Raw genomic sequence first — 25,033 nt, forward strand, 5'->3', positions numbered from 1 at the left:
CTCGGCGTCCATGGCGAAAAGCGCGAGATGGGTGCGCCTTTGGCGCAGAGTCAGCGCGAAACCGGCTTAGACGTCGCTGGAGTAGCGAATCCCGCAGTCCGGGATCGACACCCCGGGCCACACCCGGGCCCCACGCAGCAATTCGCAGCGCGCCCCGATGTCGGCGCCGTCGCCGATCACCCCGTCGCGGATCAACGCCCGCGGCCCGATGCGAGCGCCGAAGCCGATGATCGATCGTTCGATCACGCACCCGGCCTCGACTTTCACCCCGTCGAAGATCACCGCGCCATCGAGGCGGGCGCCCGGGCCGATCTCAGCACCCCGGCCCACGACGGTCCCGCCGATCAGCACCGCACCGGGCGCCACCGAGGCACCGTCGTGCACCAGTGCCTCACCGCGCTTGCCACCCAGCGCCGGTGACGGCGCGATGCCCCGCACCAGGTCCGCCGAACCGCGTACGAAATCCTCCGGTGTGCCCATGTCGCGCCAATAGCTGGTGTCGACGTAGCCGCAGACCAACACGGCGTCGGCCAGCAGCGCGGGAAACACCTCGCGCTCCACCGAAACCGGGCGGCCGCGCGGGATGCGGTCGATGACGCCGCGGGAGAGCACGTAGCAACCGGCGTTGATCTGGTCGGTCGGCGGGTCTTCGGTCTTCTCCAGGAATGCGGTGACCCGCCCGTCGTCGGTGGGCACGCAACCGAAGGCCCGCGGGTCGCCGACACGCACCAGGTGCAGGGTGGCCTCGGCGCCCTGCTCCCGGTGGTAGGCGTGCAGTTCGGTCAGATCAGCCCCGGACAGCACATCACCGTTGAACACCATCGCGGTGTCATGGCGCAGCTTGGGCGCGACGTTGGCGATACCGCCGCCGGTGCCCAGCGGCTCATCCTCGGTCACGTAGTCGATCTGCAGGCCCAGCGCCGAGCCGTCGCCGAATTCCTCGGCGAACACCTCTGGCTTATACGACGTGCTGAGGATGACGTGCTCGATGCCGGCGGCAGCGATCCGCGACAGCAGGTGCGTCAGGAAGGGCAGACCCGCGGTCGGCAGCATCGGCTTGGGGGCCGACAGCGTCAGTGGCCGCAGCCGGGTGCCCTTGCCGCCGACGAGGACCACCGCATCGAGTTGGCTCAGTGTCACGGGTGTCCCTTCGTCAATTTGCGGCGGGCGTTGCGCACCGCCAGGTGTGAGCGCACCGCCAGCGCGCCGCGCATGCTCCAGCGCAACGGGGCCCGCCACCAGCCGGTGTGCCGGTCGGCGAGGTAGGTGTAGGTGCTGCGATGGTGCGCGGCCAGGTTGCGTGCGGGGTCCTTGCCGGTGGCGTGACCCTTCTGGTGCAACACCTCGGCCGTGGGCACGTAGACGTTGAGCCAACCGGCCTTGGCCAGCCGGTCGCCCAGGTCGACGTCCTCCATATAGAGGAAGTAGCGCTCGTCGAAGCCGCCGACCGCGTCGAACGCGGCCCGGCGCACCAGCAGGCAGGCGCCCGAGAGCCACCCGACCGGCCGTTCGCTGGGCTCCAGCCGTTCCTGCCGATAGGCGCGGGTCCACGGATTGTTGGGCCACACCGGACCGACCACCGCGTGCATGCCGCCGCGGATCAGGCTGGGCAGGTGGCGCGCCGAGGGATACACCGAACCGTCCGGCTCCCGGATCAACGGCCCCAGCGTCGCCGCCTGCGGCCACCGGGCCGCCGCATCCAGCAGGGCCTCGATGCTGCCCGGACCCCACTGCACATCGGGGTTGGCCACGATCAGAAATTCGCTGCGCTCGCCGCCCTCGGCGTCCAGCAGAGCCACCCCGGCGTTGACCGCTCCGCCGTAGCCCAGGTTGGCCCCGGTATGCAGCAACTGCACGTTGGGATAGCGCTGCTCGGCCTCCTCCGGCGAGCCGTCGGTGGATCCGTTGTCGGCCATCACCACCCGCACCGGACGGTCGGTCGCCAGCGCCAGCGACGCCAGGAATCGGTCCAGATGCCATCCCGGCGAATAGGTCACCGTCACCACCGGTAGGGCCTCACTCACGGCCTAGAGGTTATCTGGCCACGGCGGCGGACAGTGCATCGCTCCACCGGCGCAGCGGTGCCAGGCCGGCCCGCGCCGACTCGTCGCCCGACAACGCGGAGTAGGCGGGACGGGCCGCCGGGCGCGGATGTACGGCACTGCTGACCGGGTGCACCCGGTCCGGATCGGCGCCGACCGCGGCGAACACCGCGCGGGCCTGTTCGTAGCGGCTCGCGGCACCGGCGTTGGCGGCATGCAACACCCGAGCGCCCGGCGGCGAGGACGTCAGCGCCAGCAGTGCGTCGACGAGATCGCCGACATAGGTCGGGGATCCGATCTGGTCGTCGACCACCTCCACGTCCGCGCCGCCCGCAGCCCGCTCGCGCATCACCGCGACGAAGTCCGAACCACCGGCGGCACCGGTGTAGACCCAGGCGGTGCGCACCACCAGGGCGTCCGGTGAAGCGGCCAGTACCGCGTTCTCACCGGCCAGTTTGGTGCTGCCGTAGACCGACAGTGGCCGGGTGGCGTCTGCCGGTTCGTACGGGCGCGGCGGGTTATCGCCGAAGTCGCCGTCGAAGACGTAGTCGGTGGAGATGTGGATCAGCCGCGCGCCGGCCCGAGTACAGGCGGTCGCAAGGTGGCCCGGTCCGGTCGCGTTGACGGCGTGGGCCCGCTCGGCATCGGTCTCGGCGGCGTCGACTTGGGTGTAGGCCGCACAGTTGATCAGCATGTCGTCGGGCCGCAGGTCCACGGCGTCCACGGCGGCGCCGTCGGTGATGTCGCATTGCGCCGATGTCAGCGCCAGCACGTCATGACCGGTCTCGGCGGCGCGTTTCGCCAGGAAAGTGCCGACTTGGCCGCCTGCGCCGGTGATCACAATCCGCATGAGCGTCGAGCTTAAGCGGCGGCTCCAGCTTCGCTTGCGGGCTGCCACGCCGCGCTCGGCTACCGCCGATACGGCAGTTACGCAAGTAATCTGAAGTGATGCCTGCGCAACGTGTGGTTCGTGTGATTGCCACGGTGGCAGCCGTCGCCATCGTCCTGGGGACCGGGGTGGCCTGGAGCCAAGTCCGGTCGTTCGAGGACGGCATCTTCCACGTCTCGTCGCTGGCGCTGGGCAACGGCGGATCCGACGGCGCGGTCGACATCCTGCTGGTCGGGATGGACAGCCGCACCGACGCCCACGGCAATCCGCTGACGCCGGAAGAGCTGGCCGCGCTGCGCGTCGGCGACGACGAGGCCACCAACACCGACACCATCATCCTGGTCCGGATCCCCAACAGCGGGAAGTCGGCCACCGCGATCTCGATCCCCCGCGACTCCTACGTGGCGGCACCTGGGCTGGACAAGACCAAGATCAACGGCGTGTACGGGGCCACTCGGCTGGAGACCGCCGACGCGCTCGTCGAATCCGGGATGGATCCGATCCAGGCGCAGGCGCGCGGCACCGAGGCGGGCCGCGAGGCCCTGATCAAGACGGTGGCCGATCTGACCGGCGTCACCGTCGACCACTACGCCGAGATCGGACTGCTCGGGTTCGCGTTGATCACCGATGCCCTCGGCGGCGTCGACGTCTGTCTCAAGGAGCCGGTGTATGAAGAGCTCTCCGGCGCGGACTTCCCGGCCGGCTGGCAGCGGCTGGGCGGCGCCCAGGCACTGAGCTTCGTCCGACAGCGCCACGAACTCCCGCACGGCGACCTGGACCGGGTCCGGCGTCAGCAGACGGTGATGGCGTCCCTGGCCCATCAGGTCATCTCCGGCAAGACCCTGTCCAGTCCGGGCACCTTGTCGCGGCTGCAGGCCGCGGTACAGCGGTCGGTGGTGCTGTCGGAGGGCTGGGACGTGATCGACTTCGTCACCAAGGCCCAGGACCTGGCCGCGGGCAAGGTGGCGTTCGCCACGATCCCGGTGCTCGAGGAGGCCGGCTGGAGCGACGACGGTATGCAGAGCGTGGTCCGTGTCGATCCCGACCAGGTAGCTGACTGGGTGGCCGGGCTGCTGCACGATCAGGACGAGGGCAAGACCGAGCAACTGGCCTACAACCCGGAACAGACCACCGCCAGCGTGCTCAACGACACCGACATCAACGGCCTGGCCGCCGCGGTTTCCGGGGTGCTCAACGCCAAGGGGTTCGGCACCGGGTCGGTCGGCAACAACGAGTCCGGGCACGTGCCCACCAGCCAGGTGCAGGCAGCGTCGGCTGACGACCCCGGCGCGCTGGCGGTGGCCAGGGACCTGGGCGGCTTGCCGGTGGTGTCCAACGAGTCAGTCCCGACCGGCTCGGTGCGCGTGGTGCTGGCCAACGACTACACCGGGCCCGGATCGGGCCTGGGCTCCGGGGGCGCCAGTGCGCAGGCGGCCGGCATCTTTAGCTACGACGACGACGAGGCGCCCCAAATCCCCGTTGCGTCACCGATTCTGACCGCGGGTTCCAACGACCCACAATGCGTGAACTAACGTCGCTGAGGTGATCAACCTCAGCTCGGCGATCCTTGATCCGATCATGCGCGCCGACCCCGTCGGGCCACGGATCACCTATTACGACGACGCCTCCGGCGAGCGCATCGAGCTGTCCGCGGCGACGCTGGCAAACTGGGCGGCCAAGACCGGCAACCTGCTGCGCGACGAGCTCGGCGCCGGAGCCGGCAGTCGTATTGCGGTGTTGTTGCCGTCGCACTGGCAGACCGCGGCGGTGCTGTTCGGTGCCTGGTGGATCGGGGCCGAGGTGCTGCTCGGCGATCCAGGAGACGACTCCGATGTTGCGCTGTGCACTGCCGACCGGATCGATGAGGCCGACGCGGCGGTGGCTGCCACCGGCGGCGAAGTGGTCGTGTTGTCGCTGGACCCGTTCGGCCGGCCGGCCCCCGACCTGCCGATCGGCGTCACCGACTACGCGACCGCAGTGCGGGTGCACGGCGACCAGATCGACGCCGAACGCGCCCCCGGCCCAGCCCTGGCCGGGGCGTCGCCGGATGACGTGCTGGCCTCGTGTGAGAAGTGCGCGGCAGCATTGGGTTTGACGTCGTCGGATCGGGTGTGGTCGACCGGGGACTGGACCAACCCGACCGAGCTGATCGAGAACATGCTGGCGGTGTTCGCCGTGGGTGGGTCGCTGGTCCAGGTCGCCAATGCCGATCCCGAACTGCAGGAGCGTCGCCGGGCCAGCGAAAAGGTCACCCGCGATCTGGGCTGAACCGCCCGACAGCCATTTCCGTCCCCCATCGGGGGGAAGCAGGCGTCACGCCGGGACCACCAACACATGCATAAATGCTGATATGCTGATCCTCTTGCCCGCAAGAACCCGCCGTACGTAAGAGGAGATGACCCATGGCAGTGCAGGGATTGCTGGCGAAAGCGGCGTCGACGGTGTTCACCGGACTGGTCGGCGTCAGCGCCTACGAGGTGGCCCGCCGGGCGCTGGCGAAAGCTCCGCTGCACGAGGCAGCGGTGACGGCTACCGAGTGGAGTCTGCGCGGAACCCGGCGAGCCGAAGAGGTCGCCGAGTCGGCACGACTGAAGGTGGCCGACGTGGTGGCCGAGGCTCGCGAGCGGATCGGCGAGGAAGCCACCCCGCCGGCGGCCGCCGTCGAGCACGACCACGAGCACTGAGCGCCCCCCGCCGACGAGGGGGAGCGCAGCGATGAACAGCAGCGGCGCCATAGCGACCGTGCTCGCCGACAACGACGAGCTGACCGTCATTTCCGACGCGGCGGGCCGGATGCGGGTGCAGGTGGCGTGGGTGCGCGGCGACTCGCGCCGCGCGGTGGCCGCCGAGGAGTCCGCCGGCCGGGTCCACGGTGTCCGTACCGTGCACGCCTATCCGCGAACCGGATCGGTCGTGGTCTGGTACTCCCCCAAACGCAGTGACACTGCGGAGATCCTCGCGGCGATCGCCTCAGCGGCCACCGTGGCCGCCGAGCTGATCCCCGCCCGCACGCCGCGCTCGGCCGACGTCAGCAACACCGACGTGCTGCGCATGGTGATCGGCGGTGCGGCGCTGGCGCTGCTGGGGATGCGCCGCTACGTCTTCGCCCGGCCGCCGCTGCTGGGACCCAGCGGCCAGCTCGTCGCAACCGGTGCCACTGTCTTCATGGGCTACCCCTTCCTGCGGGGCGCGCTGCGCTCCATCCGGTCCGGCCGGGCCGGCACCGACGCTCTGGTGACCGCCGCGACCGTGGCCAGCCTGGTGCTTCGCGAGAACGTGGTGGCGCTGACCGTGCTGTGGTTGCTCAATATCGGTGAGTACCTGCAGGATCTGACGCTGCGCCGCACCCGCCGCGCCATCTCGGATCTGTTGCGCGGCAACCAGGACACCGCCTGGGTCAGGTTGGCCGACGGTACCGAGGTTCAGGTTCCGATCGACACGGTGCAGATCGGCGACGAGGTGATCGTCCACGACCACGTGGCGATCCCGGTCGACGGCGAGATCGTCGACGGGGAAGCCATCGTGGACCAATCCGCCATCACCGGCGAGACGCTGCCGGTCAGCGTGATCGCCGGGGCGCGCGTGCATGCCGGTTCGGTGGTGGTGCGCGGCCGACTGGTGGTCCGGGCCACCGCGGTGGGAAGCCAGACCGTGATCGGCCGCATCATCAGCCGCGTCGAGGAGGCGCAGCATGACCGCGCACCGATCCAGACCGTCGGCGAGAACTTCTCCCGCCGCTTCGTACCGGCCTCGTTCATCCTCTCGGCGATCACCTTGGTGCTCACCGGCGATGTCCGCCGCGCGATGACGATGCTGTTGATCGCCTGCCCCTGCGCGGTGGGGCTGGCCACGCCGACCGCGATCAGCGCGGCGATCGGCAACGGCGCCCGGCGCGGCATCCTGATCAAGGGCGGCTCGCATCTGGAGCAGGCCGGCCGGGTGGACGCGATCGTGTTCGACAAGACCGGCACGTTGACGGTGGGCCGTCCCGTGGTGACCAATATCGTTGCCATCCACAAGGATTGGCAGCCCGAACAGGTGCTCGCCTATGCCGCCAGCTCGGAGTTGCATTCGCGACATCCGTTGGCCGAAGCCGTCATCCGGTCCACCGAGGAACGCCACATCAGCATCCCGCCGCACGAGGAGTGCGAGGTTCTGGTGGGGCTGGGCATCCGCACCTGGGCCGACGGCCGCACCCTGCTGCTGGGCAGCCCGAACCTGCTGCGCTCGGAGAAGGTCCGCATCTCCAAGAAGGCGGCGGACTGGGTCAACAAACTGCGCGCCCAAGCCGAGACTCCGCTGCTGCTGGCGGTCGATGGCACCTTGGTCGGGCTGATCAGTCTGCGCGACGAAGTACGACCCGAGTCGCGTGAGGTGCTGGAAGCATTGCGCGCCAAAGGCGTTCGCCGCATCGTCATGCTCACCGGTGATCACCCGGAGACCGCGGCAGCGGTGGCGACCGAACTCGGCATCGAGGAATGGCGAGCTGAGGTGCTGCCGGAGGACAAGCTGCAGGTGGTCCGTGAGCTGCAGGACGAGGGCTACGTGGTGGGCATGGTCGGTGACGGCGTGAACGACGCACCGGCATTGGCCGCCGCGGACATCGGGATCGCGATGGGGCTGGCCGGTACCGACGTCGCGGTGGAAACCGCCGATGTCGCCCTGGCCAATGACGACCTGCGCCGCCTGCTCGACGTCAGGGACCTGGGCGGACGTGCCGTCGAGGTGATCCGGCAGAACTACGGCATGTCGATCGCGGTCAACGCCGTCGGACTGTTGATCGGCGCCGGCGGTGCGTTGTCACCGGTGCTCGCCGCGATCCTGCACAACGCGTCATCGGTGGCCGTCGTCGCCAACAGTTCGCGGTTGATTCGCTACCGGCTGGGTGTCGAGGCGGCGACGCCGATGGCGTCCGTGCCGTCCGTGCCGTAATCTGTCGTCGTCCCGACTGTTCCTGTCGAGCACCACCACCAGCTCCAGGGCAGTCGGGACTTAGCGTCGGTGGGCGCAACAGCGTTTAGCAGCCTTTAACAGCCACAGCCCTCGCCGCGCCACGAGCGGAAGCCCTGCCACACCGAAACGGCGGCCACCCCCAGACCGATCAGCGGGTCCAGCCACCAGCCGCCGGACCATTGGGTGGTCAGGGTCAGCCCGACCAGCACCGCGGCGGCCTGAATCGCACACAGATAGTTCTGCACGCCCTCACCGACTGTCGCCGCCGAGCCGAGCCGCTTGCCAAGCCGCCGCTGGGCCCGGCCCAGCATCGGCATCACCAGCACGGCCGCAGCGGTGACCGCGATGCCGATCGCGCTGCCTTCGCTGCGGTGGTCGCCGATGAAGTGGCGTATCGACTCCGCGGCGATATAGGGGGCGTTGATCCAGAACGAGATCGCCACGCCGATCTGAGCGCGCCGCTCCGCTGTCTCCGACAGTGTGCGGGCACCGGTGAACCGCCAGATCACCACCGCCCCGGCCATCGCCTCGGGAATGGCGCCCAGCGCCCAACCGGTCAGGGCGATCGAACCGGCGGCCAGGCCCTGCCACAGGCCCACCACGCCTTCGATCCCCACCAGGACCAGGCTTATCCAGGCAAGCCGCCGGGCCCAGGTCGCTGCGCGGCGCCAACCCGCATCGTGAACGACGGGAAAGCCGTGGGCGTGCCCCGCGTGGTCGTGGTCGTGGTCGTGGCGCCCGACGGTCGTGACCGGGGCGTCGGCCACCGGATCGGCGATACCCGCGGCCGGGCCCACGACGCTACTGTCCACGCGAAAAATGCTACCTGGCGTTTCGGTGCGGCAGCCGTCACAGCGCCGGTGCCTCAGGCGGCACTCAGCTGTTGGCCTCCACCTTGACGACCCGGTCGTTGCCGCGGTCGGCGACATAGATATCGCCGCGTTTGTCGACGGCGACGTCCAATGGGGAGTTGAGTCCGGTGAACGGCAGCACCACCGGGATTGCGGCTCCGGCGGCCAGCTTCACCACCTTGTTGCGGTTGTGCTCGGTGACATAGACGTCACCGGCCTCGTCCACCGCGATACCCCGCGGAGCGACGATCCCGGCGAACGAGAGCACCACCTGCTCGCCTGTGGCGGCCACCAGCTTGAGCACCCGGTTGTTGCCGGTGTCGGTGACGTAGACATTGCCGGCGGTGTCGACTGCCACCCCGTCGGGCTTGTTGAGGCCGACGAACGGCACCGTGGTCTGGATGTTGGTGACGGTGTCCAGGCGCAGTACCACGTCGTTGCCGCGGTCGGCGACATAGACGTTGCCGCCGTCGGAGTCCACCGCCACCCCGTCCGGGTCATCCAGGCCGGCGAACGGCAGCACCGTGTGAGTCTCGGAGTCCGCGCTGACCTTGACCACCCGATCGTTGACATCGGAGAAGTACACGTTGCCGATGCTGTCGACCGCCACACCGCGGGGCTGGTACTGGTCGCTGAAGGCCACCACCGTCGAGGCGGTCGTGTCGGCGGCCAGGCGCACCACACGCCCCTGGATGCCTTCACTGCTGACGTAGACGTTGCCGTCGCCGTCCAACGCCACCCCGCCCGGTGAGAGCCGGAAGTCCAGGTCGGTGAACGGCAGCACCTCCTGTGGGGGTGCCGCCACCGGCGTCGCCGACGAGGGCTCCGACACCACGTGCCCGATGCCGGCGACCACGGTGACCGCGGCAACCGCCGCGGCCGCCACCAGCACCGGCTTGCGGGGCAGCCGCCGGCGCCGCGACGGGGTGGGCATGACCGTGGCCGGCGTCTGCAGGTCGTTGCGCAGCAGGGGTGACATCGGGAAGGGCGCCGGGGGAGGGCCGCCCAGACCGGCGCCCAAAGCAGCACCGAATCCGATGTCGGTCGGCGCCCATCCGGCTCGGCTCACGCCGGCCGGCGCCGCGCCGCCACCTCGGCCCTCAGATCGGGGCTCGGGTTCCAGGCCGCCGGGCAGGTGCAGCGCCGGCTCGCCACGCAGCAGGATCCGGGATACCTGGTGGCGTTCGGGCTCGGTCAGCGCCTGGTAGGCGGCGGCGGCGAGCTCACCGGCGCTGCTGTAGCGCTCCTCGGGTTTGCGGGCCAGCCCGCGGGCGAGCACCGCGTCGATGGCCACCGGAACGCGCCCCGGGAACAGCTTGCTCGGTTGCGGGGGCTCGGCCGTGCGGCGTTCTTCGATCGCCTCGGCGACGGTCTCGGCGGAGAACGGGCACACCCCGCTGAGCGCCTCGGCCAGCACAGCGGCCAGTGAGTAGATGTCGGCGAGATGCGTGACCTGTTCGCCGGTCAGACGCTCGGGCGCCATGTAGGCCAGGGTGCCGACCGCCGGCTTGGCCGCTGCGCCCGGTTCGGCGATGGCCGCGGCCACACCGAAGTCCATCAGATACGCCGAGTCATCAGCGGTGAGCAGGATGTTGTCGGGCTTGACGTCGCGGTGGACGACAAAGGCGTTATGGGCCGCGTCCAGGGCCGCGGCGACCTGCCGCACGATGGCCACCGCCCGCGGCGGGCTCAACGGACCTCCGTCGGCCAACGCGGTGGCCAGGTCGGTACCGTCGATCAGGCCGGTCTCCAGGTAGAGCACGTCGTCGATCTCGCCGTAGGCGCGGATCGGCACCACATGGGGCTCCGTCAACTGTCCGGCGGCTTCGGCCTCGTCCTCGAGCCGGCTGCGGAACGCCTCGTCGGTGGAGAACGACTCCGAGATCAGCTTGAGTGCCACGGCCTCGTCGTTGCGGGTGTCCTCGGCCCGGTAGACATCACCCACGACGCCGTGGCCGAGCAGCCGCCCCAATTGATAGGGGCCGAATCGCGATCCGGTCCGCGAAACCGGCTCGGGATTGTTCACCGACGACGCTCCCTTCGACCGCGGTGCCGCGCACTGCGGCGAAAGAGTAGCTACCAGACTAACCGGCGCCGACGCCGCGAATGGTCACGAGATCGCGTTGACCGCCGTCTGGACCCTGGATTTGAAGGACGGCGGCAGTGGAATGAAGCCGTACTGGTCCAGCCCGTCCTGGCCTGGACCGATCGCAGCCTGCAGGAACGCCTTGACCGCCGTGCCGGTGGCCGCATCGGGGTATTTCGAGCAGACCATCTGGTAGGTCGCCGACACGATCGGGTAGGCGCCGTGTTCGGCGGGCCGGTAGAGGGATGCCATCTCCAGCACCAGGTCATTGTTCGGGTTGGCGTCGGACACGAACTTCGCCCCGGCGATCGTCTTGGAGACCGATTCGGCGGAGATCGCCACCGGTGCCGATCCGGCCGCGGTGACGATCTGAGCCATGGGCAGCTGTGTGCCGACCGCGAACGACCATTCGTTATAGGTGATGGATCCGTCGGTGGCCTGCAGCGCCGCAGCGGCACCGTTGTTGCCGGTGGCGGCTTCGCCGACGCCGCCGTTGAACGTGTCGCCGCTGGAATACCAGCCGCCGTCAGAGGCGACCTCGAGGTACTTCTGGAAATTGGCGGTGCTGGGCGACCGGTCGCTGCGATAGACCACATGGATGGGCAGCGCGGGCAGCGGGACGCCGGCATTGAGCGCCTTAATCGCGGGGTTGTCCCAGCTGCCGATGCTGCCGTTGAAGATCTTTGCCAGGGTTGGCCCGTCCAGGCTGAGGCTGGTCACCCCGGTGATGCGGTAGGTGACGGCGATCGGACTGAACACCAGCGGCAGGTCCCAGGCCGGCGAGCCGCATCGCTCCGCGGCCCGTTCCGGCTGCGTCTTGGCGGGGTCCATAGCCACCTCGGAGCCGGCCAGGTCGCTCTCGTTGGCGAGGAAGTCATCGACTCCGGCGGCGGAGCCATTGGCGGTGTAAACCAGCACTTGCCCGGGGCAGGCCCGGGAAAAGGCGTAGGCGAACTGCTCGATCGCGTTGGCCTGGGCGGCCGAGCCGCCGGCCTGCAATTCCTGCTTGCCCCCGCAGTCCACGCCTACGGCCGGGTCCTCGGCGGACACCAATTGAGCGGAGCCGCCGCCACAGGCCGAAACCGTCAGTGCGCCAACAGCCAGCAGGGCCGGCAGCACGGTCGAACGGCCGAATTTCACAGGACGACACTGTACCGCGACCCGCCGCGGGCGGGCCTGGTACGGCTGGATGCGCCGCGACCGGTCCCGCACGCCGTCCACGGCGGGGTTACCGCTCCGGGTCGCGGGCGACGCTCACACGAACTGCCAGGCGGCCCGCGCGATCGCCAGCTCCTCATTGGTGGGAACCACCAAGACGGTGGTGCGCGATCCCTCGGCGGAGATGATCCGGGCGCCCTTGCCGGTGCGGTTGCGCTCGGGGTCCACGATGATGCCCAGCCCGTCCAGTCCGGCCAGCGCGTCCTCGCGCACGCTGGGTGCGTTCTCCCCCACTCCGGCGGTGAAGGCGATGGCGTCGACGTGGCCCAGCACGGCCAGGTAGGCGCCGACGTATTTGCGCAGCCGGTGAACGTAGACGTCGTAGGCCAGTCCGGCGGCCTCGCCCAGCGCGCCGCCGGCCGCCCGCTGCTCGAGCAGTTCCCGGAAGTCGTTGACCCCGGACAGCCCTTTGAGTCCGGAGCGGCGGTTCAGCAACTCATCGAGCGCATCGACGCGCATTCCGGCGGTGCGGTTGAGGTGGAACAGTACGCCCGGGTCGATGTCACCGCTGCGGGTTCCCATCACCAAACCCTCCAGCGGGGTCAGCCCCATCGAGGTCTCGACGGCCACCCCGCCTTGCACCGCCGAAGCCGAGGCCCCGTTGCCCAGGTGCAGCACGATGATGTTCAGCTCGGCCGGGTCGCGGCCCAGTACGGCGGCGGTCTCACCGGAGACGTATTCATGCGAGGTGCCGTGGAAGCCGTAGCGGTGAATGCCGTATCGGGCCGCGACGTCACGGTCGATGGCATAGCTGGCTGCGGCCACCGGCAGGGAGTGGAAGAAACTGGTGTCGAACACCGCCACGTGCGGGACCTCGGGAAAGTCGTTGCGGGCTACTTCGATCCCGATCACGTTGGCCGGATTGTGCAATGGCGCCAACTCCGACAGCCCCGCCACCTCGGCCACCACCTCGTCGGTGATCAGTGTCGGCGCGTAAAACAGTTTGCCGCCGTGCACCACCCGGTGCCCGACAGCGCGGACGGCGGCCAGGTCGATGCCGGAGTCGACGAGCTGCCGGTGGATCAGCTGTAGGCCGGCGGCGTGGTCGGCGACCGGACTGTCCGGCTCGCCGATCTGCTCCACCAGCCCGGACAGCAGCGCGGTGCCGGCCACCGGATCGACCAGTTGGAACTTGATCGACGACGAACCCGAGTTGAGCACCAGCACCAAGCCGGGTGCGGTTGAAGTCACTGAGTCACTCCCTGCGCCTGGATCGCGGTGATGGCCACGGTGTAGACGATGTCGTCGACCAAAGCTCCCCGGGACAGGTCGTTGACGGGCTTGGCCAGTCCCTGCAGCACCGGGCCGATCGCGATCGCGCCGGCACTGCGCTGCACCGCCTTGTAGGTGTTGTTGCCGGTGTTGAGGTCGGGGAACACCAGCACGGTGGCATGCCCCGCTACCGGCGAGTCCGGCATCTTGGCCGCGGCCACTCCCGCATCGACCGCGGCGTCGTACTGGATCGGGCCGTCGGCAAGCAGATCGGGGCGACGCTCGTGCACCAGTTGTGTTGCGGCACGCACCTTGTCCACGCCGGCGCCGGAGCCGGATTCGCCGGTCGAGTAGGACAGCAGCGCGACTCTGGGTTCGATGCCGAACGCGGCCGCGGTGGCCGCCGAGGAGATGGCGATGTCGGCGAGTTGCTCGACGGTCGGATCGGGCACCACCGCGCAGTCGCCGTAGGCCAACACCCGATCGGACAGGCACATCAGGAACACGCTGGAGACCGTGGACACCCCGGGCGCGGTGCGGATGATCTCGAATGCCGGCCTGATTGTGTGGGCGGTGGTGTGTGCCGCACCCGACACCATTCCGTCGGCGATCCCCCGGTGCACCATCATGGTGCCGAAATAGGAGATGTCGCGCATGATCTCGCGGGCGCGGTCCTCGGTCACGCCTTTGTGTGCGCGCAGCCGGGCGTACTCGGCGCCGAAGGTGTCTCGCAGCTCACTGGTCTCGGGATCGATCACCCGCGCGGCGTCCAGGTCCACACCCAGCTCGGCACCGCGCTGACGCACCGCGCCTTCCATGCCGAGCAGGGTCAGATCGACGATCCCGCGCGACAGTAACCGCCCGGCCGCCAACAGGATCCGGTCATCGCTCGCTTCCGGCAGCACAATGTGGCGACGGTCGGCGCGGGCCCGTTCCAGCAGCCGGTATTCGAACATCTGCGGGGTGATCACGGTCGACGCCGGCACCCGGATCCGCTCGGCCAGTTCGGCGCCGTCGATGTGCGCGGCGACCAGGGCAAGTGCGGTGTCAATCTTGCGCAATGCACCGACGGTGATTCTCGAGCCGGTATGCGACACCTTTTCGGCGGTGTCGTAGGTGCGGTGACTGGTGGCGATCAACGGCAGGGTGGGCCGCAGTCCCTTCACCAATTTGTCGATGGCCGGGTGCGGCAGCAGACCCCCGTTGAGGATGATCCCTGCCAGGGAGGGGAAGCCTTGTGCCTCATGGGCGTTCACCAACGCCAGCAGTACGTCCGAGCGGTCGGCCGGGACGATCACGACCTGCCCCTCGGACAGTCGATCGAGGATGTTCTCAGCGGTCATACCGCCGACCATGACGCTGAGCGCTTCGCGGCGCAGTAACTCCGGGTCGCCGCTGTAGACGGTGCCCTCCAGCGCGGTGCAGAGTTCGGCCATGGTCGGTGCCGCCAGCAGCGCCACCTCCGGGACCGCGAACGCCGGAACATCGGCACCGGCCAGGCGGACTGAGATCGCTTGGGTGACATCGGCCAGCTGGTCCGGATCGCAACGGTTGGCGATCACCGCTGCCGGGCGGGCGTGTACCGCGGCCACTTCGGCCAGGCACCGCTCGGTGATCTCAGCGATGGCCTGCGCGTCGCGGTTGTGTCCGTTGACCGCCAGCACAAGTGGCGCCCCCAGGTTCACCGCGATACGAGCGTTGAAGGTCAACTCGCTCGGGTTGACGACGTCGGTGTAGTCGCTGCCGACTACCAGTACGGTGTCGCAGTGCCGGGCGACTTCGTGGAACCGCGCCACGATCTCGCCCAGCGCCGCCTCCCGGTCGGCGAAGACCTGCTGGTAGGTCACACCACGGCAGGCGCTGTGGTCGTCGATGGTGGCGGTGGCATGGGCGAGCAGCAGTTCGAGTTGCCCGTCGGGCTCGTCCAGCGATCGCACGACCGGACGGAAAACACCGACCCGCGTCGATGAGGCGGCCAGAAGGTGCAGCAGGCCGAGCGCGAGGACGGACTTGCCGGTGCCGCCCTCCACGGCGGCGAGGTAGATGCTCGACGTACCGGCGTTACCTTCAGACATCGGATCAGGCCAAGGCGATCCGGTCGATCGCGGAGCTCAGTCGCGCCACCGTTCCCTCGATGTCGGCCAGTTTGTCCAGCCCGAACAGCCCAATTCGGAAGGTGCTGAACGTCGCCGGCTCATCGCATTGCAGCGGCACTCCGGCTGCGGTCTGCAGGCCTTGGGCCAGAAACTTTCTGCCGGTGCGGATCTCCGGGTCAGTGGTGTAGCTGACCACCACGCCGGGCGCTTCGAATCCCGGTGCGGCCACGCTGGGGAAGCCACGTTCGGCCAACAGCGCACGTACCTTGCGACCCAGCGCGAACTGCTGCTCGCGCACCGCATCGAAGCCGCGGTCGCGGGTCTCGGCCATGGCGTCGCGAAGGCCGCTGATCACGCCGGTCGGCATGGTCGAGTGATACGCGTGGCCGCCGTTCTCGTAGGCCACCATGATCTCTCGCCACTTCTTGAGGTCCAGCGCGAAGCTGGTGCTCTGGGTGCGCTCCATGGCCTCCAGCGCCCGGTTGGACAGGCAGACCATGGCACAGCCCGGCTCGGCGCTCCAGTCCTTCTGCGGCGCCGTCACCAAGACGTCGGCCCCGAGCGCCGCCATGTCAGCCCAGACCACCCCGGCGGCGATGCAGTCCAGGACGAACAGGCCGCCCACCGCGGACGTCGCCGTGCCGATGCGCGCCAGGTAGTCGTCGGGCAGCAGGATTCCACTCGCGGTTTCCACGTGCGGAACGCACACCACCGCCGGCCGGATCCGCGCGATCGCCTCCTCGACCTCGTCGATGGGCGCGGGAGCGAACGGCGCCTGGTCGCCGTCGCCGGTCGGACGGGCCTTGAGGACGGTGACGCGGTCGGTGATGCGGCCGGTCGCAAGGATCTGACTCCACCGGTAGCTGAAGAACCCGTTCCGGATGACGAGTACGTCGGCGTCGTTGGCGAACTGTCGTGCGACCGCTTCCATGCCACAGGTTCCGTTGCCGGGCACCACGACTGCCGCGTCGGCGTGGTAGACCTCGCGCAGCATCGCCGAGACGTCGTTCATGACGTCTTGGAAGCGCGCGGACATGTGGTTGAGTGCCCGGTCGGTGTAGACGACGGAGTACTCCAGCAATCCGTCGGGATCGACATCGCGTCGAAGTCCTGGCATGAAGCCTCTCCTAGGTGGGGCGGACAGCGCCGATTGCCAATCTTAGGGCTGTCGCATTCGTGCGTTCACCGATGCGGACGAACGGCTTCAGCCGATCTCGACATCGGATATGGTGCGGCCGCCGAGCCACAGGCCCAGCGCTTCCGCCGTGCCGCGGACTACGGTGCCGCGGCCGCGGGGCCGGCCGATCCCGTTGGTGGGTTCGATCCGATACCGCAGCAGGGTCGGCTGCAGCTTCTGCACGGTCAGGCTCACTCCCTCGGTCAGGATCGCGGCCTCTTCGACCGGCGGGATCTCGCGGCTGCGCCCTAGCCCGCGCAGCACATCCTGGTGATGCATCGCCAAGTCGCCCAGCAGCAGCCGGGCCACGGCGCGGTCGGGTACCTGTGCCCAGCGCCGGGCGGCGGCGATCAAATCGGCCCGGTCGCGGCCGCGTCCCGCCGCGACGACTTCGGCGTTGATCTTGTGCAACCGCCACGGGGCACGCAGGTATCTGCCGATCTCGGAGGTGCCGATCAGATGAGCCAGCACGTCACGCGGCGACCATTGCGCGCACAGCGTGGTGCCGTGGTCGAATTCAGCGTCCGTGAGCCCGTCGACCGTGTCGACGAACGCATGCCGCGCCGCGCGGACGATGTCGATCCGGTTTGTCATCACCGCGACGTCAGCGCAGGAGGTGTCGGCTCATGACGACGCGCTGGATCTGGTTGGTGCCCTCATAGATCTGGGTGATCTTGGCGTCGCGCATCATCCGCTCCACCGGGAAGTCGGTGGTATAGCCCGCCCCACCGAACAACTGCACGGCATCAGTGGTGACCTCCATCGCCACATCGGAGGCGAAGCACTTCGACGCCGCGGAGATGAAGCCCAGGCCCGTCTCACCCCGCTCGGCGCGAGCCGCCGCCGAATACACCATCAACCGGGCCGCCTCGAGCTTCATCGCCATGTCGGCCAACATGAACTGCACACCCTGAAACGTGCTGATGTTCTTACCGAACTGCTTGCGGTCCTTGGTGTATTCGATGGCCGCGTCCAGCGCGCCCTGAGCGATACCCACGGCCTGAGCGCCGATCGTGGGACGAGTGTGGTCCAGCGTGCGCAACGCGGTCTTGAACCCGGTCCCCGGCTCGCCGATGATCCGGTCACCGGGAATCCGGCAATTCTCGAAGTACAGCTCGGTGGTCGGCGAGCCCTTGATCCCGAGCTTGTGCTCCTTGGGACCGATGGTGAATCCCTCGTCGTCGATGTGGACCATGAACGCCGAGATGCCGTTGGCGTCCAGGTCCGGGTCGGTCACGGCCATCACGGTGTACCAGCTGGACTTGCCGCCGTTGGTGATCCAGCATTTGGAGCCGTTGAGGATCCAGTCGTCGCCGTCGGCCTTGGCGCGGGTGCGCATCGCCGCGGCGTCGCTGCCGGCCTCGCGCTCGGAAAGCGCGTAGGAGGCCATCACCTCGCCGGCGGCCAGGCCAGGAAGCACCTGGGCCTTGAGTTCCTCCGAGCCCGCCAGGATCAGCCCCATGGTGCCGAGCTTGTTCACCGCCGGGATCAGCGACGACGACGCACACACCCGAGCGACCTCTTCGATCACGATGCACGCCGCCACCGAATCCGCACCCTGACCGCCATACTCCTCGGGCACATGCACCGCGTTGAAACCCGACGCATTCAACGCCGCCAGGGCCTCCTCAGGAAACCGGGCCTGCTCATCGACATCCTTGGCGTACGGAGCGATCTCCTTCTCCGCCAACGCCCGAATCGCCGCCCGCAACTCATCATGCTCCTCGGGCAACTTGAACAGATCAAACGAGGGATTCCCGGCCCACCCAGCCATCACAGCCTCCTAAGCTACTCGCCGGTAACTTTACCTTGAAGCGTCGCGTCCTTCGCAAGCACGCTCTGGGCCAACTGGTCTTGAAAAGCCTCCATACGAGCCCGCAACGCGGCATCGGCTGAGCCCAGAATACGCACTGCGAGCAAACCTGCATTGCGTGCGCCGCCGATAGAAACAGTGGCCACGGGCACGCCAGCCGGCATCTGCACGATGGACAGCAAAGAATCCATGCCGTCGAGGCGGGCCAGCGGCACCGGCACCCCGATCACCGGCAGCGGTGTGGCCGAAGCTACCATCCCGGGCAGGTGCGCGGCGCCGCCCGCCCCGGCGATGATCACCTCGATGCCGCGGCCGGCGGCGTCGCGGGCGTAGTCGAACATCCGCTGGGGGGTGCGGTGCGCCGAGACCACTCCGACCTCGAACGGGATCTCGAACTCGGCCAGCGCCATGGCCGCGTCTTCCATCACCGACCAGTCACTGTCGCTGCCCATGATGACGCCGACCCGGGGACCGGGCTTGTGCTCACTCATGCGGATCCCATCCATCGCTCCATTCCCCGTGCGACAACCAGTGTGCCGCGCTTTCGGCCCGCTCGCGCAGGTTCGCCAAGTCGTTCGCGTCCGCACCGAGGAGGTTGATGTGGCCGATCTTGCGGCCCGGCCGCTCGTCCTTGCCGTAGAGGTGGACTCGCGCGTCGGGATAGCGCGCGAACAGGTGATGTAGCCGCTCGTCCATCGTCATCGCCGGTGTCTGCGGGGCGCCCAGGACATTGGCCATCACAGTCACCGCCGCAATCGGTGTGGTGGCACCGAGCGGATAGTCCAACACCGCACGTAGATGCTGTTCGAACTGGCTGGTGGCCGCACCGTCCATGGTCCAGTGCCCCGAGTTGTGCGGTCGCATCGCCAGCTCGTTGACCAGAACCTGACCGCCGGTGGTTTCGAAGAGCTCGACAGCCAGCACCCCGACCACGCCCAGCTCATCAGCCAACCGCAGCGCCAATTGTTGTGCAGCAGCAGCGGATTCGTCCGACAGGTCGGGGGCGGGCGCGATCACTGTCACGCAGATTCCATCTTCCTGCACGGTCTCGACCACCGGCCATGCCGCGCCCTGCCCATACGGGGACCGGGCCACCAGCGCCGAGAGTTCCCGGCGCATCGCGACCCGCTCCTCGGCCAGTACCGGCACACCTGCGGCCAGATAGTCGGTGACGACCGCCCGAGCCTGGGCCACATCGTCAACGAGGGACACCCCGCGCCCGTCGTAGCCGCCCCGGGCCGCCTTGACCACCATCGGGCCACCGGTCAGGGCCGCGAAGGCATCGAGATCCTCAAGGGCCTCGATCGCGGCGAACCGCGGCACCGGCGCCCCCAGCGCCGAGAGCTTGCGGCGCATCACCAGTTTGTCCTGGGCGTGCAACAGCGCCGCCGGGGGCGGCGCGACGTTGATGCCCTCAGCGATCAGTTGCTCTAACAGCTCGCCCGGGACGTGCTCGTGGTCGAAGGTGAGCACGGTGGCTCCAGCGGCCGCCCGGCGCAGGTCATCGAGGTCGGTGTGCGAGCCGATCACCACGTCCGGGGTGACCTGGGCAGCCGGCTCGTCGGCCGCCGCGGCCAGCACCCGCAGCCGCTGCCCCAGCGCGATTGCGGCCTGATGGGTCATCCGCGCCAGCTGACCGCCGCCCACCATGGCGACCTGCGGGTACCGCCCGTTTGGGGGGGATGGGCTACCTCCGCCGGCGGGCGGCGTTGTGGTTGGGGGGTTCGGCACGGCCAATATCGTGACACGTCGGCGCGCGGCGATCGCAAGTGCGGCGCAGCCGCCATGAGCTCCCTGAGTCGTTATGCAGTCGTTAGGCACGGCTGGGGCCGAGTCCGTACACTGGCGACTTGTGTCTTTTACCGACGCCACGATTGCCCGCCTGCCGCGGGTGATCCGTCCGCTGGCCGAACGCCATCATGAGCTGATCAAGTTCGCCATCGTCGGCGCGACCACATTTCTCATCGACTCGGCGCTGTTCTACACGCTCAAGCTCACGATTCTGTCGCCCAAGCCCGTCACGGCCAAGGTCATCTCGGGGATCGTCGCGGTAATCGCGTCCTACATCCTCAACCGCGAGTGGAGCTTCAAAGACCGGGGCGGCCGAGAACGGCACCACGAGGCCCTGCTGTTCTTCGGGGTCAGCGGCGTCGGCGTGGTGTTGTCCATGGCCCCGTTGTGGTTCTCCAGCTATGTGCTCGGGCTGCGAGCACCCATGGTGTCGTTGACCATCGAGAACCTCTCGGACTTCGTCTCGGCCTACATCATCGGCAACCTGCTGCAGATGGCATTCCGGTTCTGGGCGTTCCGCCGCTGGGTCTTCCCCGACGAGTTCGCTCGCAGCACCGACGCCGCACTCGACGCGACGATCGAGACCGGCGCGCTCGCCGAGGCGATCGAAGATGCCTTGGAGAGCGGCCCGGACACCGGCGTGGTGACACTGTTCCGGCGTCCGGCCCGTCATCAACCGCCGGCGGACGGTCTGTCGAAAACTTCGTGATACAGCAGCGTGTGGACCTGCTCCACGCGCGGAATGTCGTAGAACTCCAGGGGTTCCTGCGACGCCGACTCGATGATCAGCGTGCCGGTTCGCAACAGCCGGTCGATGAAGCCATGTACGAACTCCACGCTGTTGATCCGCGCCAGTCCGATGTCGATTCCGCTGCGGGTCAACAACCCGTGCCGAAACATCACGCGCCGGTCAGTGACCACAAAATGCGTGGTCAGCCAGCTCAAGAACGGCCAGAGCGTCAGCCAGCCGAATACCACCAGCCAGATCGCCCAGATCACCCCGAAGACGACGTTCTTGGCAGTCGGATCCCAGGGCCGTGAGTTGACGAACCCAGCGGCGAACGCGGCGCACGCGGTGACCAGCAATAACGCCAGCACCGGCAGTATCAGTCGTTTGACGTGCGGGTGCCGGTGCAACACCACGTGCTCATCGTCGGCCAGCACGCTCTCCGGGTAACCCACGGCCAGGCCCTAGCCGGTGGGCCGAAGTCGGGTGACATCGCCGGCCGACACCGTGACGGTGCCATCTCCGGTGTTGATCACCAGGCGTCCGGTGTCATCGATGGCTTCGGCGACTCCCTCCACGCGTTGGTCGCCGGGTATGTCGGCGCGCACCTGGGCCCCCAACGTGCAGCTGTGCCGCCGATAGTCCGACACCAGTGCATCGTCGGCGCCGCCCGCCGCACGCCAGGCCGCGATCCGAATCGCGAGGTGACGAAGAACCTTGTCGGCCCAGAGGTTTCGGTCCACCACCGCAGCGCCGAGCATCGCCAGCGAGACCGCCGCGGGATCCGGGGCCTCCTCCGCGGTCATGGACACGTTGAGCCCGAGGCCCACCACGATCAGCTGCTTCGGCGCGGCCACCTCTGCCAGAATGCCGGCCAGCTTGCCGTCGCCCGCGATGACGTCATTGGGCCACTTCAGGCCGACCTGCAGGCCCGACACTTCGGCGATCGCATCGGCGACCGCGACCCCGGTGGCCAGAGTCAGCCAACCCCAACCCGATGTCGGCACGGTGTCCGCGGCCACACCCACCGACAGCGCGAGCTGGCTGTACGCCGGGGCACTCCAGTGTCGGCCGTGACGACCACGGCCGGCCATCTGATGTTCGGCCAGCAGCACGGCTCCGTCGATATCTTCGCCCGCTGCGGCACGGGCCAACAGATCCGCATTGGTGGAACCGGTGTCGTCGACGACATCTACGACGCGCCACGGCCCGTCCGGCCCGGTCAGCCCGGCTCGCAGAGCGGCTACGTCCAGCGGCGGCCGTGGCACAAGACTCATTTCGCCAGCTTACTCACCGGCACTGCGGCCACCTCGGTTGAAACGCCCGGCGCACGGGTATTCGGACAGGCGGAGGAGGTGATCGACATGGTCACCAGGGGATTGACGAGGCACGTTCACCGCCGCCACAGCGCGCAATCAGTCGCGGTGTCACTCGCCAGCCGGTTCGTCGTGAAGAACCTGGTGCGCGCGTGGGCAGTCCGGCCGGACTTGGCGTGGCCGCTGACTTCAGTCGACCGACTGGCCGGCTTGGTACCGCACCGGCAAACAGCGCGCGTCCAGCGCTTCCGCCTGGGTTACTGTGTCGCCGAACGGGTTCAGGCTACCGGCGTCTCGACAGAACGGGCCATCCTCTATCTGCACGGCGGCGCTTTTCTGACGTGTGGACTCAACACCCACCGTTCACTGGTAACCTGGCTGTCCCGAGCGGCCGACGCCAGCGTTCTCAACATCGACTACCGAATGTTGCCCGCACACCGGATCGCTGACGCCGTCGAGGACGGCCTGAGCGGGCTGCGCTGGCTGCTTCGGCGAGGCTACGCCCCGGAGCAGATCGTGATCGCCGGCGATTCCGCGGGCGGATATCTGGCCTTTATGACCGCGCTGGCCGCCGCGCAGTCGAATCTGATGAAACCCGCTGGAATTGCCGCGGTTTCACCCTTCACCGACGCGGACCCCACCGCAAAGCTTCAGCACCGCAACGCTCGGCGTTGCGCGATGTTCCCGTGCGAGGCACTGATGGCGTTCACCCGATACCTGCTGCGTGCCCGCGCGGCGTCGCCGATGGATGCCGACCTGTCGGTGCTGCCACCGGTTGCCATCCACGCAAGCACCGACGAACTGCTGCTGCCCGACGCCGAAGCGATGGCGCAGCGACTGGATGCGGCCGGCGTGCGCTGCGATCTGCATCTGTGGGAGGGCCAGGTTCACGACTTCCCGTTGGCGGCCGACGTGCTGCCCGAGGGACGGCGGGCGATCCGCTACCTCGGCGAGTTCGTCAAGGAAGTCACCGCCCCACCTGAGCCCGGTACCGCAGCCGCCTGACCCGGCACCAACCACTGCCACCGGCCCGAGATGTGCTTCGCGACGGTCCAGACAGCGGTGACGTTGCCTAACCGGTCCGGTCGGGCGATCCGATGGCCCACACTTTAAGATCATTTCTTATGACCAGTGTTACTGAGCACTCCGGTGAGGCCCACGTAGAGGCGCAAGCCGAGCATGTCGTCGACATCCACACCACCGCGGGCAAGCTCGCCGACCTCAAGCGTCGGACCGAGGAAACCCTGCACCCGGTCGGTGAGGCCGCGGTCGACAAGGTGCATGCCAAAGGCAAGCTGACCGCTCGCGAACGGGTCTACGCCCTGCTTGACGAGGGTTCTTTCGTCGAGCTCGACGCGCTGGCCAAGCACCGCAGCACCAACTTCGGCCTGGCCGACAAGCGCCCGCTCGGCGACGGCGTGGTGACCGGCTACGGCACCATCGATGGCCGCGAGGTCTGCATCTTCAGCCAGGACGCCACCGTGTTCGGCGGCAGCCTCGGCGAGGTCTACGGCGAGAAGATCGTCAAGGTCCAGGAGCTGGCCATGAAGACCGGCCGGCCGCTGATCGGAATCAACGACGGCGCCGGCGCCCGCATCCAAGAGGGTGTGGTCTCGCTGGGCCTGTACAGCAAGATCTTCCACAACAACATCCTGGCCTCGGGCGTGATCCCACAGATCTCGCTGATCATGGGCGCGGCGGCCGGCGGTCACGTGTACTCCCCCGCGCTGACCGACTTCATCGTGATGGTCGACCAGACCAGCCAGATGTTCATCACCGGCCCTGACGTGATCAAGACCGTCACCGGAGAAGACGTCACCCAAGAGGAGCTGGGCGGCGCCCACACCCACATGGGCAAGTCCGGCACCGCGCACTACGTCGCCTCCGGCGAGCAGGACGCCTTCGACTACGTCCGCGACCTGTTGAGCTACCTGCCCCCGAACAACTACGCCGACCCGCCGCACTTCCCGGTGCCGGCAGCCGAGGGCGCTATCGAGGACAACTTGACCGCCGAGGACCTCGAGCTGGACACGCTGATCCCGGACTCGCCGAACCAGCCCTACGACATGCACGAGGTCATCACCCGGATCCTCGACGACGACGAGTTCCTGGAAGTCCAGGCCGGTTACGCGCAGAACATCATCGTCGGCTTCGGCCGGGTCGAGGGCCGCACCGTCGGCATCGTGGCCAACCAGCCGACCCAGTTCGCCGGCTGCCTGGACATCAACGCCTCGGAGAAGGCCGCCCGGTTCATCCGGACCTGCGACTGCTTTAACATCCCGATCGTGCTGCTGGTCGACGTGCCCGGCTTTTTGCCCGGTACCGAGCAGGAGTACAACGGCATCATCCGGCGCGGCGCCAAGCTGCTCTACGCCTACGGTGAGGCCACCGTCGCCAAGATCACCGTCATCACCCGCAAGGCCTACGGCGGCGCGTACTGCGTGATGGGGTCCAAGGAGATGGGCGCTGACGTCAACGTGGCCTGGCCGACGGCCCAGATCGCGGTGATGGGCGCCTCTGGTGCGGTCGGGTTCGTCTACCGCCAGCAGCTCAACGAGGCCGCCAAGAGCGGCGACGATGTCGACGCGCTGCGCCTGCAGCTTCAGCAGGAGTACGAGGACACTCTGGTGAACCCCTACGTCGCCGCCGAGCGGGGCTACGTCGATGCGGTGATCCCGCCGTCGCACACCCGCGGCTACATCGCGACGTCGCTGCGGCTGCTGGAACGCAAGATCGTTCAGCCGCTGCCCAAGAAGCACGGAAACATTCCCCTGTGAGCGGAACGAGTGGAGTGAGCGCAGCGAATGACACGAGTGACGCGAGCAGCGAAGGCACCGTGAGCGGAACGAGTGGAGTGAGCGC

General features: G+C 68.4%; 22 protein-coding genes. 7 read left to right on the forward strand and 15 right to left on the reverse strand.

The window, feature by feature from the left end; all coding sequences use genetic code 11:
- Positions 1-66: 66 nt before the first annotated feature.
- The 3 genes from LI94_RS06075 to rfbD are packed head-to-tail and all read right to left on the reverse strand — an operon-like array spanning position 67 to position 2,892.
- Positions 67-1,140 carry an NDP-sugar synthase gene (locus LI94_RS06075; RefSeq protein WP_046300617.1) on the reverse strand — a complete coding sequence of 358 codons (1,074 nt, stop codon included), beginning with the start codon at positions 1,138-1,140 and terminating at the stop codon, positions 67-69.
- Complete coding sequence (locus LI94_RS06080) at positions 1,137-2,006, reverse strand: glycosyltransferase family 2 protein (protein WP_192830921.1); 870 nt, start codon at positions 2,004-2,006, stop codon at positions 1,137-1,139. The genes LI94_RS06075 and LI94_RS06080 overlap by 4 nt, the downstream gene beginning before the upstream one ends.
- A 28-nt stretch (positions 2,007-2,034) precedes the next feature.
- A complete protein-coding gene (gene rfbD / locus LI94_RS06085; protein ID WP_046300618.1) occupies positions 2,035-2,892 on the reverse strand; it encodes a dTDP-4-dehydrorhamnose reductase in 858 nt (285 codons plus the stop codon).
- Between the two features lie 95 nt (positions 2,893-2,987).
- On the opposite strand from rfbD, the gene LI94_RS06090 reads away from it, so the two are divergent.
- From LI94_RS06090 to ctpC, 4 genes are all read left to right on the forward strand, one after another.
- The gene (locus LI94_RS06090; RefSeq protein ID WP_024441461.1) at positions 2,988-4,463 is read left to right on the forward strand and encodes an LCP family protein; all 1,476 of its coding nucleotides are present in this window, start codon (positions 2,988-2,990) and stop codon (positions 4,461-4,463) included.
- A 10-nt stretch (positions 4,464-4,473) separates the two neighbouring features.
- Positions 4,474-5,199: a TIGR03089 family protein gene (locus LI94_RS06095; protein WP_255351882.1), complete on the forward strand. Its 726-nt coding sequence runs from the start codon at positions 4,474-4,476 to the stop codon at positions 5,197-5,199.
- Between the two features lie 134 nt (positions 5,200-5,333).
- Positions 5,334-5,615: a DUF1490 family protein gene (locus LI94_RS06100; RefSeq protein ID WP_024441463.1), complete on the forward strand. Its 282-nt coding sequence runs from the start codon at positions 5,334-5,336 to the stop codon at positions 5,613-5,615.
- A 31-nt stretch (positions 5,616-5,646) separates the two neighbouring features.
- On the forward strand, positions 5,647-7,863 hold the full coding sequence (ctpC, locus tag LI94_RS06105; RefSeq protein WP_046300620.1) for a manganese-exporting P-type ATPase CtpC: 2,217 nt from the start codon (positions 5,647-5,649) through the stop codon (positions 7,861-7,863).
- A 95-nt stretch (positions 7,864-7,958) separates the two neighbouring features.
- Here ctpC and LI94_RS06110 read toward each other — a convergent pair whose 3' ends face one another.
- From LI94_RS06110 to LI94_RS06155, 10 genes are all read right to left on the reverse strand, one after another.
- A complete protein-coding gene (locus tag LI94_RS06110; RefSeq protein ID WP_036457523.1) occupies positions 7,959-8,516 on the reverse strand; it encodes a cation transporter in 558 nt (185 codons plus the stop codon).
- A gap of 244 nt (positions 8,517-8,760) precedes the next feature.
- Positions 8,761-10,761, reverse strand: coding sequence for a serine/threonine-protein kinase PknD (locus tag LI94_RS06115; protein ID WP_046300621.1), 2,001 nt, complete (start codon positions 10,759-10,761; stop codon positions 8,761-8,763).
- 84 nt (positions 10,762-10,845) lie between these two features.
- Positions 10,846-11,961 carry a phosphate ABC transporter substrate-binding protein PstS gene (gene pstS / locus LI94_RS06120; RefSeq protein ID WP_046300622.1) on the reverse strand — a complete coding sequence of 372 codons (1,116 nt, stop codon included), beginning with the start codon at positions 11,959-11,961 and terminating at the stop codon, positions 10,846-10,848.
- Positions 11,962-12,075: 114 nt separating this feature from the next.
- On the reverse strand, positions 12,076-13,230 hold the full coding sequence (locus LI94_RS06125) for an acetate kinase (RefSeq protein WP_046300623.1): 1,155 nt from the start codon (positions 13,228-13,230) through the stop codon (positions 12,076-12,078).
- A complete protein-coding gene (gene pta / locus LI94_RS06130; protein WP_046300624.1) occupies positions 13,227-15,326 on the reverse strand; it encodes a phosphate acetyltransferase in 2,100 nt (699 codons plus the stop codon). The genes LI94_RS06125 and pta overlap by 4 nt, the downstream gene beginning before the upstream one ends.
- A 4-nt stretch (positions 15,327-15,330) precedes the next feature.
- On the reverse strand, positions 15,331-16,464 hold the full coding sequence (locus LI94_RS06135) for an aminotransferase class V-fold PLP-dependent enzyme (RefSeq protein WP_046300625.1): 1,134 nt from the start codon (positions 16,462-16,464) through the stop codon (positions 15,331-15,333).
- Between the two features lie 87 nt (positions 16,465-16,551).
- Positions 16,552-17,118 (reverse strand): maleylpyruvate isomerase N-terminal domain-containing protein, encoded by a 567-nt coding sequence (locus LI94_RS06140; RefSeq protein WP_046300626.1) that lies wholly within the window; start codon positions 17,116-17,118, stop codon positions 16,552-16,554.
- A gap of 10 nt (positions 17,119-17,128) precedes the next feature.
- Entirely contained in the window at positions 17,129-18,298 is a 1,170-nt protein-coding gene (locus LI94_RS06145; protein WP_046300627.1) for an acyl-CoA dehydrogenase, read from the reverse strand.
- A gap of 14 nt (positions 18,299-18,312) precedes the next feature.
- Complete coding sequence (purE, locus tag LI94_RS06150) at positions 18,313-18,828, reverse strand: 5-(carboxyamino)imidazole ribonucleotide mutase (protein ID WP_024441473.1); 516 nt, start codon at positions 18,826-18,828, stop codon at positions 18,313-18,315.
- On the reverse strand, positions 18,821-19,987 hold the full coding sequence (locus LI94_RS06155; protein ID WP_046300628.1) for a 5-(carboxyamino)imidazole ribonucleotide synthase: 1,167 nt from the start codon (positions 19,985-19,987) through the stop codon (positions 18,821-18,823). Before LI94_RS06155 ends, purE begins: the two co-directional genes overlap by 8 nt.
- Before the next feature lie 202 nt (positions 19,988-20,189).
- Here LI94_RS06155 and LI94_RS06160 point away from each other — a divergent pair, with 202 nt between their 5' ends.
- On the forward strand, positions 20,190-20,837 hold the full coding sequence (locus tag LI94_RS06160; protein ID WP_046300629.1) for a GtrA family protein: 648 nt from the start codon (positions 20,190-20,192) through the stop codon (positions 20,835-20,837).
- Here the strand turns inward: LI94_RS06160 and LI94_RS06165 are convergent.
- Together LI94_RS06165 and LI94_RS06170 are read right to left on the reverse strand one after the other, a co-directional pair.
- Positions 20,801-21,310, reverse strand: a complete 510-nt coding sequence (locus LI94_RS06165; protein WP_046300630.1) for a PH domain-containing protein — start codon at positions 21,308-21,310, stop codon at positions 20,801-20,803. The two genes, LI94_RS06160 and LI94_RS06165, sit on opposite strands and share 37 nt — an antisense overlap.
- A gap of 9 nt (positions 21,311-21,319) precedes the next feature.
- Positions 21,320-22,132 (reverse strand): biotin--[acetyl-CoA-carboxylase] ligase, encoded by an 813-nt coding sequence (locus LI94_RS06170; RefSeq protein ID WP_046300631.1) that lies wholly within the window; start codon positions 22,130-22,132, stop codon positions 21,320-21,322.
- An 87-nt stretch (positions 22,133-22,219) separates the two neighbouring features.
- Between LI94_RS06170 and LI94_RS06175 the strand changes: the two genes are divergently transcribed.
- Both LI94_RS06175 and LI94_RS06180 read left to right on the forward strand, forming a co-directional pair.
- Entirely contained in the window at positions 22,220-23,176 is a 957-nt protein-coding gene (locus LI94_RS06175; RefSeq protein ID WP_046300636.1) for an alpha/beta hydrolase, read from the forward strand.
- A gap of 119 nt (positions 23,177-23,295) precedes the next feature.
- Positions 23,296-24,948, forward strand: coding sequence for an acyl-CoA carboxylase subunit beta (locus LI94_RS06180; protein WP_046300632.1), 1,653 nt, complete (start codon positions 23,296-23,298; stop codon positions 24,946-24,948).
- Positions 24,949-25,033 lie beyond the last annotated feature (85 nt).

This window comes from Mycobacterium sp. UM_Kg27 (assembly GCF_000972905.1).
In the GTDB taxonomy this organism is placed as follows: Bacteria; Actinomycetota; Actinomycetes; order Mycobacteriales; family Mycobacteriaceae; genus Mycobacterium.